Source organism: Streptomyces sp. NPDC016851, from assembly GCF_055562795.1.
The window spans coordinates 68,966-85,195 of record NZ_JBVHEP010000010.1 but is presented as its reverse complement, the minus strand read 5'-3'; the positions used below and the strand labels follow the sequence as shown (position 1 = coordinate 85,195).

Sequence of the window (16,230 nt, the reverse complement as noted above, 5' to 3'; positions counted from 1 at the left end):
AAGCGGTGGGGGAAAGCGCTTACCGAGCGGCGTTCACCTAAGGTACGCCAGCCCGGGGTGGACCTCGGCGTAGCCCTCGACCAGCCTGCGGGCCACGTTGACGGAGTCGACGAGCGGGTGCAGCGCGAAGGCCTTCACGGCACTCGCGCGGGAGCCGGAGTCGGCTGCGGCCAGCACCTCGCGCTCGACCGCCTTGACCGCGCAGACCAGACCGGTGGCGTGATCGGGCAGCGGGTCGACGGTGACGGGGTGGGCGCCGTTGGCATCGACGAGGCAGGGGACCTCGATGACGGCGTCCGTGTCCAGGACCGACAGGGTGCGCTGGTTGCGGACGTTGAGGATCAGGGTCGTGCGCTCGTCCCGGGCGATCGCCCGCATCAGGGCGAGGGCCACCTTCTCGTAGCCGCCGGACAGGTCGTCCTCGTCGCGTTCGCCGGCGCCGGCGGTCTCCCGGTTCTCTGCCATGTAGGTGGCCTCGCGCTCGGCGCGGGTGCGGTCCCAGACCTTCCACGCGGGGGCGTCCGGGTTGCGCATCTCGGCGTAGAAGCGGGCCTGCTGGTCGTGCAGGAAGGCGCCGCGGGTCTTCTCGGCCTGCTGGTAGGCGCGTACGGCTTCCCGGTTGAAGTAGTAGTAGTGCAGGTATTCGTTGGGGATCGCGCCCAGGGACCGCAGCCAGTCGACGCCGAAGAGCTTGCCCTCCTCGAAGGAGCCGAGCAGGTCCGGGTCGGCGAGCAGGCGCGGGAGCTCGTCGCGGCCGGCGACGCGCAGGCCGCGCACCCAGCCGAGGTGGTTGAGGCCGACGTAGTCGATCCAGGCCTCCCCCGGGTTCTTCACGCCGAGCACCCGGGCGATGCGGCGGCCCAGGCCCACCGGGGAGTCGCAGATGCCGATGACGCGGTCGCCGAGGTGGCGGGACATGGCCTCGGTGACCAGGCCGGCCGGGTTGGTGAAGTTGATGACCCAGGCGTCCGGCGCCAGGCGGGCGACCCGCCGGGCGATGTCGACGGCGACCGGGACGGTGCGCAGGCCGTAGGCGATGCCGCCCGCGCCGACCGTCTCCTGGCCGAGGACGCCCTGGTCCAGGGCCACGCGCTCGTCGTTCGCCCTGCCCTCCAGACCGCCGACGCGGATCGCGGAGAACACGAAGTCGGCGCCGCGCAGGGCCTCGTCCAGATCGGTGGTGGCACTCACCTCGGGCGCGTCGGGGACTCCGGCCGCCTGCTCGGCGAGGACGCGCGTCACCGCGGACAGCCTCGCGGGATCCAGATCGTGCAGGACGACGTGCGTCACCCGGCCCTCGGCGTGGTCCTGGAGGAGCGCCCCGTACACCAGCGGCACGCGGAATCCTCCGCCGCCCAGAATCGTCAGCTTCACGACTGCACCCTTCCCGTCACGACGACCTCGACTCCTGCCTCCTGAAGGGAGGACCGCGTCGCCGTGTCGACCGGCTCGTTCGTCACCACCACGTCCAGTTCCTCGGGACCGCAGACCTTCGCCATCCCGTGCCCGGGGAACTTCGCCGCGTCGGCCAGCAGCACGACCTTCTCGCCGGCGTTGATCATGGCGCGTTTGACCGGCACCTCCACCACCGTCGTGTCCATGACCTGCCCGCCGGGCCGCACGCCGCTGGTGCCGAGGAAGAGCCAGTCGGCGTGCAGCTGGCGCAGGTTGTCCTCGGTGAGGAAGCCGACCAGGGAGCGGTACTCGCGGCGGACCATGCCGCCGAGCAGGACCAGCTCGATGCCCTCGTCGTCGGCGAGCTCCTCGTAGACCACCAGGTTGCTGGTGATCACGGTGAGCCGGCGGCCGTGCAGCTGCCGGGCCAGACGGTAGGCCGTCGTCCCGATGTCCAGCAGCACCGACTGGCCGTCCCTGACCATGGCCGCCGCGCGCTCGGCTATGGCGTCCTTCTCGGCGACGCGCACCTCGGCGACCTCGGCGAAGGGCTGATCGCCCTCCTCGACCACGGCGCCGCCGTGGACGCGGGTGAGCAGCCCGTCTTCTTCCAGTTTGACCAGGTCACGCCTGATTGTGGCGGGACTCACGCCGAGTTGCTCCGAGAGGTCGGTCACGGACGCGGGCCCGCCGGAGCGCAGGGCCCGCAGGATGAGTTGGTGTCGTCGTTCTGCCAGCACGGCGTGAACAGTACTCGTCATCTCCAATCATTTCCATGCTCACTTCTGCTCGGGTATTGACCAATCTCTCCGAGCGGCGCACGATTCCGGTCACCGAAATGAAGAGTTTTGACGAGCTCGCGGGGTGGGCTCCTCGAACGCTTCCGAACGAGAGGACCCCTCCGTGGACGACGACCGGCCCGATGTGCTGCTGACCGGGCTGCTCTTCTACGACCTCGTCCTCACAGGGCTCGGCAAGCCCCCGACCCCGGGCGAGGAGATCTGGACGACGGGCATGGGCTGCGGCCCGGGCGGCATCGCCAACCTGGCGGTGGCGGCCAGCCGCTTCGGCCTGCGCACCTCGCTGGCCACCGTGTTCGGCGACGACCTCTACGGCGAGTGCTGCCGGGACATCCTGTGCGACCAGGAGGACGTCGACCTCTCCCTCTCCCGTACGGCCGACGGCTGGCCCACCCCGGTCACCGTCGCCCTCGCCCACGGCACGGACCGTGCCCTGGTCACCCACGGCCAGGAGCCGCCGTACTCGCAGGACGTGCTGGTGGGCGACCCGCCCGCGGCGCGTACCGCCCTGGTGCACCTCGAGGCGCAGCCGCGCGACTGGCTCGCCAAGGCCGCCGCCGGCGGCACGCAGATCTACGCGGACGTCGGCTGGGACCCCAGCCAGGAGTGGTCGACGGCCCTCCTGGACCAGCTCGCGCTCTGCCACGCCTTCCTCCCGAACGAGACGGAGGCCATGGCCTACACCCGCACGGACAGCGCGGTGGCCGCGCTCGGCACGCTGTCCGAGCTGGTGCCGGTCGCGGTCGTCACCCGGGGCGGGGACGGCGCGATGGCCGTCGACCAGACGACCGGCGAGTACGCCGACGTGCCCGCCCTCGACGTCGAGGTGCTGGACGCGACGGGTGCCGGGGACGTCTTCGGCGCCGCGTTCGTCACCGCCTCGCTCGGTGGCTGGCCGCTCGCGGAGCGGCTGCGGTTCGCGGTGCTCGCCGCCGGGCTGTCGGTCCGGCACCACGGCGGGGCGCTGGCCGCCCCCGGCTGGTACGGCGTCGACCGCTGGTGGCACTCCCTGACCGACCCCGAAGTGAAACGGACCTACGGCTTCCTGGCGGACCGGCTCCCGGAGAACCCCGGGCCGCCGGTCGCGTACGCCCCCGTCACCCCTCCCGCACGGCAGCACTGACCTTCACCCACACCTCGGCACCACGAACAGGAAAAACAGGAGTGACCCGTGGACCTTTCTCGTAGAGGCTTCCTCCAGGCCGCCGCGCTCACCGCGGCCGCCTCCGGCCTGACCGTCGCATGCGGCGGCAGCTCGGGATCGGGCGGTACCAAGAACGGCAAGAGCCTCACCATGTGGTACTGGGGTGGCGCACTGAGCGACAAGGTGGTCGCGGAGGCCAAGGCGCACTTCGGCAGCCAGATCAAGCTGACCGCCGCCTCCATAGGCGGCGACTTCAAGCAGAAGCTCACCACCACGCTCGCGGCGGGCAGCTCCGTGCCCGACATCACCGGCATCAAGGGCGAGGACATCGCGTCCTTCCTGCCCAACGCCGACCGCTTCCTCGACCTGAACGAGCTGGGCTTCAAGAAGATCTCGTCGCAGTACCTCGACTGGAAGACCAAGCTCGCCCAGACCGAGGACGGCAAGCAGGTCGGGTTCCCGATCGACATCGGCCCCACCGCGCTCTTCTACCGGGCGGACCTGTTCGACAAGGCCGGGTTGCCCACCGACCCCGACAAGGTCGCCGCCGAGGCCGGGACCTGGGACGACTACTTCGCGCTCGGCTCCGAGCTGAAGAAGGCCGTGCCCGGCACCTACCTGATCAACAACATGGGCTCGGTGTTCAACATCGCGGTCGGCCAGGGCACCAAGCGGTTCATCGACGAGAACAACCACTTCATCGGCGACCAGGACCACATCCGCGCCGCGTGGACCACGGCGATCCGCCCCTACACGCTCGGCATCGACGCCAAGATCAACGACCAGACCTGGAACGCCGCCATCGGCAAGAACCTCGGCACCGAACTCGGCGCGGCCTGGCACGCCCTGGACATCGAGCAGGCCGCCCCGGGCACCAAGGGCAAGTGGCGCGTCTGTGCCACGCCCGGCGGGCCGGCCAACCAGGGCGGCTCCTACCTGGCGCTGCCCAAGCAGTGCCGCAACCCCGAAGAGGCATTCAAGATCATCAGCTGGATCCTCAGCCCGGCGAACAACGCCCGCGGCTTCACCGACGCCGCCATCTTCCCCGCCTCCCCGGCCTCGTACGCCATGCCCGACATGACGGGCGCCGACGCCTTCTTCGGCGGGCAGAAGATCATCGAGGTCTTCGGTCCGGCCGCCAAGGCCATCCCGGTCAGCTACGAGGCACCCGCCGACGCCGCGGTCATGGCCCCCTACTTCACCGAGCTGACCAGCATCGAGGCCAAGGGCAAGAAGCCCGACGCCGCCTGGAGGGACGCCGTCAGCCAGGCCAAGCAGATCGCCCGGCGACAGGGGGTGAACTGAGGTGTCATCACCTCCGGTCACCGGTCCCGCCACGGTGCCCGAGCACCGTGGCGGGCCGGGCCCGGCCCGGTTCCGCCCGCGGCGCACCCCGCCCGCGGGCGCCGTCCGGCCGAGCCGGCGCGGGGTGCTGTCGCACTGGCGTCAGTACCTGGCGATCTCGCCGTTCTACCTGATCTTCATCGCCTTCTCCTTCTTCCCCGTCTTCTACTCGCTGTATCTGGCCTTCCAGCGCTACGACGGCCTCGGCACCAAGCAGTTCGTGGGCCTCCAGCAGTTCGAGTTCCTCTGGAACGACCCGGTCTTCTGGCTGTCGATCCGCAACACCCTGGTGATCTGGGTGCTGTCCACCGTTCCCACGCTCTTCGGGGCCCTGGTCCTGGCGACGCTGCTGCATTCCGTGCGCCGCTTCAAGGGCTTCTACCGCATCGCCCTCTACGTGCCGAACGTCACCTCGATCGTCGCCGTGGCGATCTTCTTCGGCGCGGTGTTCAGCAACAACTTCGGCCTGGTCAACGCGATCCTGGGCACGGTCGGCATCTCGCCCGTCCCGTGGCTGAGCAACCCGTGGCTGATCAAGCTGGTCATCGCGGTGCTGATGACCTGGATGTGGACCGGCTACAACATGATCATCTATCTGGCCGGTCTGCAGGCGATCCCGACCTCGATCTACGAGGCGGCGAAGATGGACGGCGCCGGCCCCGTCCGCACGTTCTTCCAGATCACCATTCCGATCATGCGGCCGATCATCCTGTTCACCGTCATCATCTCGACCATCAACGGCCTGCAGAGCTTCAGCGAACCCCAGGTCCTCTTCGCCAGCAACGCCGCCAACCAGAACCTCGGCGGCCCGGGCCAGGCGGGCCTGACCACGCTGCTGTACTTCTACCAGTCGGCCTTCCTCAACAACGACTACGGCTACGGCGCGGCCATCGTGTGGGCCTTCTTCGTACTGATCATGGTGCTCGTCGTCATCAACTGGCGCCTCGTGCAGCGCGGGAGGAAGGCATGACGACAGCGGACACGACACGGCCGGCCACGGACAAGCGGCGGCTGCGCCGCCCCAAGGGCCTGACCGCGCACATCCTCCTCGTCCTGGCCGTCCTGATCTCGGTCTTCCCGTTCGTGTGGACGATCGTCATGGCGACCAACACCACCGAGGACATCTACAAGAGCCCGCCGAAGCTGACCTTCGGCTCCCACCTGCTGGAGAACATCCGGCATGTGCTGAACACCATCGACTTCTTCGGGTCGATGCTCAACACGATCCTCGTAGCGAGCGTCACCACCGTCCTGGTGCTGTTCATCGACTCGCTGGCGGCCTTCGCCTTCGCCAAGTTCGACTTCCCCGGGCGCAAGATGCTCTTCGGCACGCTGCTCGTGTTCATGATGCTGCCGCTCCAGCTGGCCGTCCTGCCGCAGTTCATCCTCATGTCGGAGATCGGCTGGGTCGGCATGCTCAAGGCGCTGGCCCTGCCCGCCCTGGCCAACGCCTTCGGCATCTTCTGGCTGCACCAGTACATACAGAACGGCGTGCCCGACGAACTGCTCGACGCCGCGCGCATCGACGGGGCCGGGTTCTTCCGCCAGTACTGGAACATCGCGCTGCCGATGATCAAGCCCGCGCTGTCCTTCCTCGCCATCTACGCCTTCGTCAACGCCTGGAACGACTACGTCTGGCCGCTCATCGTGCTCACCGACCCCAGCCACGTCACGCTCCAGGTGGAGCTCGCCCAGCTCCATGTCGGCCACACCACCGACTACAGCATGGTCATGGCGGGTGTCCTCATGGCGGCCCTGCCGCTGGTCGTGGTCTTCGCGATCTTCGCGCGCGGCTTCATCGCGGGGGCGACGGAGGGAGCGGTGCAGGGCAGCTGACGCGCCCCCGCAGGGGGGCGCCCCCAAAGGGGCGCGGGGAACTGCGCGACCAGCCACGACGGACGCGCGCTCGACAACCGGCAGGAGGCCCCGAGCTCGGGGTCGTCGGGTCGCAAGCGCCTAGCGACGAGGGAGGCAAGCAGTGGCGGACAGCAGCGCACGCGCCAAGGTGCTCGTCGTCGGCATGGACGGGCTCCGCCACGACCGGCTGATCCGGTCCTCCGCCACCGCACCCGTACTGCACGGCCTGATGACCGGCGGAGCCCACGGCACCAGCATGCTGCCCTACGGCCGGGCCGAGGACGGGCCGTCGGCCGGCACGGCCTACACGGACTCCGGCCCCGGCTGGTCGAGCGTGCTGACCGGGGTGTGGCCCGACCGGCACGGAGTGACCGGCAACGACTTCCTCGGTGCCGACTACACCCGCTACCCCGACTTCCTCAGCCGCGCCGCCACCGCCCGGCCCGGTCTGCGCACCGCGGCCGTGGTGTCCTGGCCGGAACTGGTCGACCGCGGCGTCCTCGGCCCCGCCATCGGTCGGCGGGTGCGCTACGACGGCGAGTCCGACGGCTACGAACCCACCGACCACCTCGTCGCCGACACCGCCGCGCGCTGGCTCACCGAGGACGACCCGGACGTCGTGTTCGTGTACTTCGGCGCCACCGACGAGGCCGGTCACGCCACGGGCCCGCTCAGCCCCGCCTACGACCGGGCGCTCCTCGCCCAGGACACCCACCTCGGGCGGCTCCTGGAGGCGATCGACGCGCGGCGCGCCCATGAGCACTGGACCGTGCTGGTCACCACGGACCACGGTCACCTCGACACCGGCGGCCACGGCGGCGACACACAGGCCGAACGGGAGGTCTTCGTCATCCTCGCCGAGCCCGGCATGCCCGGAGGCACCAGGCTCGACACGCCCCGCCTCGTCGACATCGCCCCCACCGTCCTGGACCGTCTCGGCATCCCCGTCGACCCCGCCTGGGGCCTGCCGGGCCGTGCCCTTGCCCCGCCCACCCCACCGACTTCGGAATGGCCATGACCGACGCACTCCCCGATCCCCTGATCGCCCTGCGCCCCTGGGAAGCACCCGAGGTGACCTCCTGGCGGCGGCTCCCCATGAACGCCGTGGACCGGAGGCCCGGGGCCGTCTCCCTGGACGGCGACTGGCGTTTCCAGCTGCTGCCCGCGCCGGACGCCCCGGTGGGCGAGGACTGGTCGTCGGCGTACGTCCCCGGTGTCTGGACCATGCAGGGCACGGACGATCTTCCGCGGTACCTCAACGTCCGTATGCCGTTCGCCGAGTTCCCGCCGGCCGTGCCCGCCGCCAACCCGACGGGTGTGTACGAGCGTGCGGTCGACGTGCCGGCCGAGTGGGCCGGGCGGCGGATCGTGCTCCAGGTCGGGGCGGCGGAGAGCGTGCTGCTGGTGCACGTGGACGGGCGGGCCGTCGGGATCTCCAAGGACTCCCACCTGGCCGCCGAGTTCGACCTGTCCGGCGCCGTACGCCCCGGCGAGCAGGCCACCCTGCGGCTGACCGTGGTGAAGTGGTCGGACGCCTCGCACATCGAGGATCAGGATCAGTGGTGGCACGGCGGCATCACGCGCTCGGTGCTGCTGTACGCCACCGATCCGCTGCATCTCGCGGACGTGACCGTGCGGGCCCGGCGGGACGGTGACCTGCGAGTGGACTGCCTGGTGCGGGACGCGGGCGGCGCCCTGCCCGAGGACTGGTACGTCAGCGGGGAGCTGGACGGGTCGCTGCTCACGCAGGACGCGGAGTTCGACCGGGCGAACGCCGAGGACGAGCGCGTCTCGGCCTTCCTCGGCGAGGCCCGGCTGCGGGCCGCCGCGCCGGACGTGCGCGCCTGGACCGCCGAGACGCCCGAGCTGTACGGCCTGACCGTCCGGCTGCACCGCGCCGACGGCACGGTCGCCGACAGCTCGCACCACCGGATCGGCTTCCGTGACGTCGAGATCACCGGCCGGGACCTGCTGGTCAACGGCGAGCGCGTGTTCATCCGGGGCGTCAACCGGCACGACTTCCACCCGCTGACCGGCCGGACCGTCTCGTACGACGACATGCGCGCGGACCTCGTCCTGCTGAAGCGGTTCGGCTTCAACGCGATCCGCACCGCGCACTACCCGAACGACCCGGCCCTGTACGACCTGGCCGACGAGCTCGGCTTCTACGTCGTCGACGAGGCCGACATCGAGTCCCACGACCACGCGCACGAGATCGCCGACGACCCGCGCTATCTGGGGGCCTTCGTGGACCGGGTCGCGCGGATGGTGCTGCGGGACAAGAACCATCCGTCCGTGATCATCTGGTCGCTGGGCAACGAGTCCGACTACGGCGCGAACCACGACGCGGCGGCGGGCTGGGTACGCCGGCACGACCCGACCCGGCCGGTGCAGTACGAGGGCGCGGCCAAGCGCGGCTGGGCCGACCCGGACCTGGCCTCCGACATCGCCTGCCCGATGTACGCCCCGCTCCAGGAGTGCCTGGCGCACGCCATGTCCGGGACGCAGACCAAGCCGCTCATCCAGTGCGAGTACTCGCACGCCATGGGCAACAGCAACGGCACGCTCGCGGACCATTGGGAGGCCATCGAGGCCACCCCGGGTCTTCAGGGCGGGTTCATCTGGGAGTTCTGGGACCACGGCATCCTCCAGCGTGTGAACGACGGCAGACCGGCCGGGCGTGGGGGCGCCGGGCTCTATGACAACGGTGTCGCCGCGCCCGGCCATCGCTGGGCGTACGGCGGCGACTTCGGGGAGACCGACCACGACGGCGCCTTCATCGCCGACGGGGTCGTCTTCCCCGACCGCACCCCCAAGCCCGTGATGTCCGAGCACCGGGAGATCGCCGCGCCGGTGCGCATCGAGTGCTTCCGGCACGAGGGCGTCGTCCTGGGCAACCACCAGCACTTCCGGGGCCTGGACTGGCTGTCCGGCGAGTGGGAGCTGTCCCTCGCCGACGGCGGCACCCGGACCGCTCCGGCCGAGCTGCCCGAGCTGCGGCCGGGCGAGACGGCCGCCGTACCGCTGCCGTTCGAGCTGCCGGAGGACGGCGGCGAGGCGTGGCTGACGCTGCGGGTCACGACGGCCGGGGACGAGCCGTGGGCGCCGCGCGGCACGGTCGTGTGCCTGCCGCAGGTGCGGTTGCGGGCGGCGGAGCCGGTGCGGCACACGCCGGTCAGGAACCGCCGAGTCGAGGTCGACGAGGACGGGCTGCTCGTCCATCCGCTGCTCACGGCCGGGCCCACTCTGTCGCTGTGGCGGGCGCCCACCGACAACGACGAACTGGGCGGCATGGCGGCCCGCTGGCGTGACTGGGGCCTCGACGCGCTCACCCGCAAGGTCGTCGCCGTACGGCGTGACCCTGGGCGGGTGTCCGTGGTCACCGACCACCTCGGCCCGGGCGGCACCGTCCGGCACGAGCAGGTGTTCACGGCGGTCGAGGGCGGGCTGCTCGTGGAGGAGTGCGCCGAGCTGCCCGAGCCGTTGGACGACGTGGCCCGGGTCGGGTCGGTCTTCGAGACGGCCGCCGGGCTGAACCTGGTGGAGTGGTTCGGGAAGGGCCCCTGGGAGTCGTACCCGGACCGGGGCGCGGGGGCGCCCGTCGGCCACCACTCGCTGCCGGTGGACGAGCTGTTCACGCCGTACCTGCGGCCCCAGGAGAGCGGCGGGCGGCACGGCGTGCGGCGGTTCACGCTGTCCGCGCCCGACGCGACCGGGCTCGCGGTGCGGCTGGACCGGCCCCGCCAGGTCTGCGTGACCCGCCATCGCGCGGCCGACCTCGCCTCGGCCGCGCACCACGACGAACTGGTGCCGCGGGCGGGGTGCGTGGTGCACATCGACGCGGCGCACCGCGGTCTCGGCACGGCCTCCTGCGGACCCGACACCTTCGCCACCTATCTCGTCCCGGCCGGCGTCCACCGCTGGAGCTGGACACTGCGCGTTCTCTGAGCTCTCCCCCTCTCGAGTCACCTCTGGAGCACCTGTGTGCACTTCGCATGATCACGACCTGGGCGAAGCGCCCCAGGCCGGCGCCGGAAGACGCGGTTTCCTGCGCGCCACCGCCCTGCTCGGCGCGACCGCGACGGCGGTGGCCGCGCTGCCGGCCGTCACCGCCCGGGCGGCTCCGGCGAGCCCGCGCCCCGACCCGCGCAGCCGTCGCTTCACGCTCGCCGTGATGCCGGACACGCAGTACCTCTTCGACGGGCCGAGCATCGACAGGGCACCGGTCGAGGCGTCGCTGCGCTATCTGCTGGAGCACGGCAAGGAGGAGAACCTCGTCTTCCTGTCCCACCTCGGGGACCTCACGCAGAACGGCGCGAAGGAGGAGTTCGCGGCGATCGGCGAGGCGTTCGGGCTGCTGGACCGGCGGGGCGTCGGCTACAGCGTCCTGGCCGGCAACCACGACGTGAAGTCGTCGACGACCGACCAGCGCGGTGCGACGCCGTATCTGGACGCCTTCGGGCCGGAGCGGTTCAAGGGGCAGCGGACGTTCGGCGGTGCCTCCCCTGACGGCTACAACACCTTCCACCTGTTCACCGCGGGCGCCCGGCAGTGGATGGTGCTCGCGCTGGACTGGCGGCTGTCGCCGCAGGGGTACGCGTGGGCGAAGGACGTCATGGCGCGGCATCCGAAGACGCCGGTGATCCTCACGACGCACGAACTGGTCGCCGAGGACGACTCGTTGTCGGCCTACGGGCAGCAGCTGTGGGACCGGCTGATCGAGGACCACGACCAGATCTTCCTCACCCTCAACGGCCACTACTGGCCCGCCGCCCGTACGACGCGCAAGAACGCGGCCGGGCATGACGTCCATCTGCATCTGACGAACTACCAGAACCGCTACTTCGGCGGCGCGGCGATGATCCGTCTCTACCGGTTCGACCTGGACCGGAACGTCATCGACGTGGAGACGGTCTCCCCCTGGATCCTGGGCCGGGCCGGGAAGGGGCTCAACGAGCTGGAGCGGCAGGAGATGGAGCTGAGCGGCGACGCCGACCGGTTCTCCGTCGAGATCGACTTCGAGGAGCGCTTCTCCGGCTTCGCGCCCGTGCCCGCCCGTCCGGCGCGGCCCGCCTCGAAGATGCTGGTCCCGGGCACCGCGGCGTACTGGCGATTCGACAAGCCCGTCGACGGCACGGCCGGCACGGTCCGGGACCTGTCCGGGCGCGGCAACGACCTCTCGCTCGTCACGGTGGGCGGCGGCACGCTGGGCTGGTCGGCGGACCACCACCCCGACCAGCCGGGCCACGGCAGCCTGGAGTTCCAGGGCTTCAAGTCACCGCTGAAGGGCGCCTACCTGCGCACGGTCGACGGCGCCCCGCTCAACTCGGCCACCTTCAAGGACGGCTACACCATCGAGGCGTTCTACCGGCTGCCCGCCGACTGGGACCCGGACCACCACGCCTGGTCGGGCCTGGTCGGCCGCACGGGCACGGGCGGCGCCGCCGGCAAGACCGCCGACGACCCGGACGAGCCGCTGGCCACGCTGTCGCTGTCCAACGACCGCGAACCGCAGTGGGCGATGCGCCCGCTCAACCAGCAGGGCATCGCCACCAACTGGGGCCAGGAGACCCCGCTGGAGACCTGGTGGCACCTCGCGGTCGTCAACGACGGCCGGCACACCACGCTGTACGTCGAGGGCTGCCCGGTGCTCCGCAACCCCAAGGCGCCCTCCGTCGGCATCACCTCCGTCGGCCTGCCGTGGCTGCTCGGCGGCTACGAGTACGGCGGAAAGATCGACCAGATCCTCCACGGCCGGCTCGGCGACGTCCGGATCGTCGCGCGGGCGCTGCCCGTCACCTCCTTCATGAACCACTGAACTCCCAGGGAACTCTCATGACAGAGCAGCAGCTGCCCGCCTGGGCCGATCCGTCCGTCTCCCCCGCCGTCCTCGACCCCCAGGGCGTCTCCCGCCGCGGGCTCCTGCGCCGCGCGGGCCTGTTCGGCGCCGCGTTCGCCCTGGGCTCGGCGGCGACTCCGGCCCGGGCCGACGGCGACGGCGAGCGGCCGGGCGGCGAGGACCCCCGCCTCGCCTACCTCGTCGGCGACCACCACGTCCACTCCGTCTACAGCCACGACGCCAAGTACACGTTCTCCCAACTGGCCGCCGCGGGCGCGAAGTACGGCCTGGACTGGATGGTGTTCACCGAGCACTCCAACTTCGGTCACGCCGACTTCGGGGCGGCGCTGGAGCACCAGGAGATCCTCGAGGCACGGGCCGAGAACCCGCGTCAGCTGATCTTCCAGGGCCTGGAGTGGTACATCCCGGCGGCCGAGCACTGCACGGTGTTCACCGCCCCCGGACCGCACGAGGTCGACCTGCTGACCCGGTTCGAGCGCGCCTACGACGGCAAGCTGCTCGGCTACGACAAGGGCGGCCCCGCCGACGCGGACACCGCCCGCAACGAGGCGCACGCCGTCAAGGCGCTCAAGTGGCTGGCGGAGCAGCGCCGTTCGGGTTACGTCGACGACGTGCTGGTCCTCGCCAACCACCCCCTGCGCCTGGGTATCGACTCCCCGCACGAGATGCGCAACTGGCGGGACGCGGCGCCCGGGATCATGATCGGCATGGAGGGCGCGCCGGGCGCCCAGGGCGCAGCCATCCCCGGCTGGCGCGGCGCCACCTCGATGCGCGGCGAGTACGAGAACAAGCCGTCCGCGCAGTCCTGGCCGGGCTACCCGGCGGACGCCTATGTGACGTACGGCGGGTTCGACTGGGCGACTGCCACCGTCGGCGGCCTGTGGGACTCGATGCTCGCCGAGGGGCGGCTGTTCTCGGTCACCACCAACTCCGACGCCCACCGGATCGTCTTCGACACCTGGAAGAACGGCGACTGGCAGCCCGGCCAGACCTTCGACAGCACCGGGAAGCTGCCCGACCCGGTGAACACGGACACCCCGCAGCCGGGCAGCGACTTCTGGCCCGGGCAGTTCAGCCGTACGCACGTGGGCGTGACCCGGTACGGCTACCGCGCGGTCATGGCGGGTATGCGGGCGGGCCGGGTCTGGCTCGACCACGGGCATCTGCTCGACGGGCTCGACGTCCGGCTGAAGCGGGACGGCGACCGGGGCCGGGGCGTGACGCTGGGTGGCCGGCTGCGGGTCCGCAAGGGCGAGAGGCTCACCCTGGACGTCACCGTGACGACCGCCTCCCGGCCCAACCCCCAGGGCATCCTGCCCGAGTTGGCGCACGTGGACGTCATCCGCGGCGCGGTGCGCGGCCCGGTCGCCGACCGCGACACCTGGAAGGCCCCCGACACCCGCGTCGTCCGCTCGCAGGACGTCTCCGGCCGCACGGGCACCTACACGCTCCGCATCCCGCTGACCGCGGGCGAGGAGTCCTTCTACGTCCGGCTGCGCGGCAGCGACGGCAACCGCAACGGCACCGGCTACCTCGGCGCCTCGGTCGATCCGCGCGGGCCGGTTCCGCACGCTCCCGGGGACGGTGACCCGTGGGCGGATACGTGGTTCTATGCGAACCCGGTATTCGTCGACGTGGAAGGTGCCTGACCTGATGAGACGTCAACTGTTCGCCGCCACCGCGTTGTTAGGTGCCTTCACGCTGGGTGCCGGCACGGCCTCGGCCGCCGGTGCCCCGCAGTGGGCCGAGACCGGCACGGCGTACACCGACACCCTCGGCGGCGGGCAGGGCCTGGCCAGCCGCGCCGACGGCTCCCTGCTCTACCGCGGGCTGGCCTCCATCCCGCTGGACCTGCGGGCCAAGGGCTGGAACCACATAGGCGACCCGGACATCGCGCGCGGCCATGTCTTCGACGCCTACCAGGGCCCGGACACGGCCACGTCCAAGATGTTCGCGGTCACCACCCCGGCCGGGAAGCGCTACCAGTACGTCCACCCGCTGAACCCGGGCGAGAAGCTGAACAACTCCTTCGCCACCGTCTCGCCCGACGGTCAGTGGCTGGTCTCGGGCGAGTGGGGCACGCAGAACCGGCTCCAGGTCTTCCCGGCGCCCCTGCTGAACCCCTCCACGCCGCCCACCGGCGGTGAGCTGAAGGAGGCCGGGCAGATCACCCTGGACAAGCCCGTGCGCGACATCCAGGGCTGCGACTTCGTCACCGGCACCCGCCTGCTGTGCGTTTCGAACGACGCCTCGGGCACCCTCTTCCCTCAGATCCGGCCGCTGCTCCAGGTCGACCTGCCCCGTGAGCCGGACGGGCAGCCGGTCACCGGCACGGTGACGAGCCTGTTCGCGCTGCCGCAGCGCAGCGTGTGCACGGGCGCCTTCGAGACGGAGGGCGTCGACTACGACACGAACAGCGGCACCCTGAGGACGCAGATGATCCCGCCGGGCGTGTGCGCGGTGACGACGGCCGTGCACGCGTACCGGCAGGTCACGGACTGATCGGGCGGAGGTACGGTGGGCCGCGTGACCGGTGAAGAGTCGCTGCGGCCCCAGTCCCTCATGCTGACGTTCCTGGGCGACCAGGTGCTCGGGCGCGACGTGTGCGTGTACTCGGGCAGCGTCATCGACCTGTTCGCCCGCGCCGGGATCGGCGAGCAGGCGACCCGCTCGACGCTGACCCGCATGGTCAACCGTGACCTGCTGCGCCGCCAGCGCGAGGGCCGCCGGATGTACTTCGGGCTGACCGGGCGTTCGGAGGCCGTGCTGCGCGACGGCGAGCGGCGCATCTGGCAGAGCGGTGCCGTCAACCGGAACTGGGACGGCACCTGGACCCTGCTCGGCTTCTCCCTGCCCGAGTCCTGGCAGCGCCAGCGCCACGACCTGCGCTCCCAGCTGACCTGGAGCGGCTTCGGCCCGCTGTTCAACGGCCTGTGGATCGCGCCGGGCGAGGTCGATGTGTCGGCTCTGGTCGCCGAGCTCGGCCTGTCCGCCCATGTGAAGGTCTTCCGGGCGCACGCCGACACCGGGACCGACATCGGCCAGATGATCGAGGAGACGTGGGAGCTGTCCGACCTGGCCGGGCGGTACGAGGCGTTCGTACGGCGCTGGCAGTCCTGGGAGGACCGGCTGCCCGAGGCCGACGAGGCGCTCGTGCTGCGGCTGCGGCTCCAGACCGAGTGGCTGCGGATCGTCCGGCGTGATCCGCGCCTGCCCGTCAAGCACCTGCCGGACGACTGGCCGGCGGAACAGGCCGAGAAGACGTTCCGGGCCGTGCACGACCGGCTCTCACCGCTCGCGCGCGACGCCTCGGAACGCCTGCTCGACCTGGTGCCCGCGCGGCCTCAGGCGTAGCACGCCATCTCAGTGTGTTCAGGCGTAGAACCGCGACAGGCTCTGGAGCACCGCGGCCGGCTTGGCACCGCCCTCGATCTCGATGGCGCCGTCGACCGTGATCTGCACGCCGCCCGGCACCTCCTCGACCTCGGCGAGCTTCGCCGTCAGCCGGATGCGGGAGCCGACCTTCACCGGGGAGGGGAAACGCACCTTGTTGAGGCCGTAGTTGACCTTCGTCGTCACGCCCTGGACGTCCAGCAGCTCGGTGAACAGCGGGATGAAGAGGGAGAGCGTGAGGTAGCCGTGCGCGATGGGGGCACCGAAGGGACCCTCCTTGGCCTTCTCCGGGTCGACGTGGATCCACTGGTGGTCCCCGGTCGCGTCGGCGAAGGTGTCGATGCGCTCCTGGGTGACCTCGATCCACTCGCTGGTGCCGAGGTCGCTGCCCGCGAGCTTCTTGAGTTCGTCGAGGCCGTTGACGGTGATGCTCATGG

The 16,230-nt window shown here is 71.1% G+C and carries 13 protein-coding genes; 10 read left to right on the top strand and 3 right to left on the bottom strand.

Features of this window, described 5'->3' with window-relative positions:
* Positions 1–33 precede the first annotated feature (33 nt).
* A complete protein-coding gene (locus ACZ3I3_RS17840; protein ID WP_467366077.1) occupies positions 34–1,374 on the bottom strand; it encodes a 6-phospho-beta-glucosidase in 1,341 nt (446 codons plus the stop codon).
* Positions 1,371–2,135, bottom strand: coding sequence for a DeoR/GlpR family DNA-binding transcription regulator (locus ACZ3I3_RS17835; RefSeq protein WP_467366434.1), 765 nt, complete (start codon positions 2,133–2,135; stop codon positions 1,371–1,373). Before ACZ3I3_RS17835 ends, ACZ3I3_RS17840 begins: the two co-directional genes overlap by 4 nt.
* Before the next feature lie 163 nt (positions 2,136–2,298).
* Here ACZ3I3_RS17835 and ACZ3I3_RS17830 point away from each other — a divergent pair, with 163 nt between their 5' ends.
* From ACZ3I3_RS17830 to ACZ3I3_RS17785, 10 genes are all read left to right on the top strand, one after another.
* Positions 2,299–3,318, top strand: a complete 1,020-nt coding sequence (locus ACZ3I3_RS17830; RefSeq protein WP_467366075.1) for a carbohydrate kinase family protein — start codon at positions 2,299–2,301, stop codon at positions 3,316–3,318.
* A gap of 48 nt (positions 3,319–3,366) precedes the next feature.
* Positions 3,367–4,644, top strand: a complete 1,278-nt coding sequence (locus tag ACZ3I3_RS17825) for an ABC transporter substrate-binding protein (protein WP_467366073.1) — start codon at positions 3,367–3,369, stop codon at positions 4,642–4,644.
* 124 nt (positions 4,645–4,768) lie between these two features.
* Positions 4,769–5,653 (top strand): carbohydrate ABC transporter permease, encoded by an 885-nt coding sequence (locus tag ACZ3I3_RS17820; RefSeq protein ID WP_467366432.1) that lies wholly within the window; start codon positions 4,769–4,771, stop codon positions 5,651–5,653.
* On the top strand, positions 5,650–6,519 hold the full coding sequence (locus ACZ3I3_RS17815) for a carbohydrate ABC transporter permease (RefSeq protein WP_467366071.1): 870 nt from the start codon (positions 5,650–5,652) through the stop codon (positions 6,517–6,519). The genes ACZ3I3_RS17820 and ACZ3I3_RS17815 overlap by 4 nt, the downstream gene beginning before the upstream one ends.
* A 142-nt stretch (positions 6,520–6,661) precedes the next feature.
* The gene (locus ACZ3I3_RS17810; protein ID WP_467366069.1) at positions 6,662–7,558 is read left to right on the top strand and encodes an alkaline phosphatase family protein; all 897 of its coding nucleotides are present in this window, start codon (positions 6,662–6,664) and stop codon (positions 7,556–7,558) included.
* Positions 7,555–10,488, top strand: coding sequence for a glycoside hydrolase family 2 TIM barrel-domain containing protein (locus ACZ3I3_RS17805; RefSeq protein ID WP_467366067.1), 2,934 nt, complete (start codon positions 7,555–7,557; stop codon positions 10,486–10,488). The genes ACZ3I3_RS17810 and ACZ3I3_RS17805 overlap by 4 nt, the downstream gene beginning before the upstream one ends.
* A gap of 34 nt (positions 10,489–10,522) precedes the next feature.
* Positions 10,523–12,358 carry a LamG-like jellyroll fold domain-containing protein gene (locus tag ACZ3I3_RS17800; RefSeq protein ID WP_467366065.1) on the top strand — a complete coding sequence of 612 codons (1,836 nt, stop codon included), beginning with the start codon at positions 10,523–10,525 and terminating at the stop codon, positions 12,356–12,358.
* Positions 12,359–12,375: 17 nt separating this feature from the next.
* Positions 12,376–14,049 (top strand): PHP domain-containing protein, encoded by a 1,674-nt coding sequence (locus ACZ3I3_RS17795; protein WP_467366063.1) that lies wholly within the window; start codon positions 12,376–12,378, stop codon positions 14,047–14,049.
* A gap of 4 nt (positions 14,050–14,053) precedes the next feature.
* Entirely contained in the window at positions 14,054–14,902 is an 849-nt protein-coding gene (locus tag ACZ3I3_RS17790; protein ID WP_467366061.1) for a hypothetical protein, read from the top strand.
* Between the two features lie 24 nt (positions 14,903–14,926).
* Positions 14,927–15,754: a PaaX family transcriptional regulator gene (locus ACZ3I3_RS17785; protein ID WP_467366059.1), complete on the top strand. Its 828-nt coding sequence runs from the start codon at positions 14,927–14,929 to the stop codon at positions 15,752–15,754.
* Positions 15,755–15,772: 18 nt separating this feature from the next.
* Here the strand turns inward: ACZ3I3_RS17785 and ACZ3I3_RS17780 are convergent, their stop codons facing one another.
* Positions 15,773–16,228 carry a MaoC family dehydratase gene (locus ACZ3I3_RS17780; RefSeq protein WP_086854653.1) on the bottom strand — a complete coding sequence of 152 codons (456 nt, stop codon included), beginning with the start codon at positions 16,226–16,228 and terminating at the stop codon, positions 15,773–15,775.
* Positions 16,229–16,230: the final 2 nt, after the last annotated feature.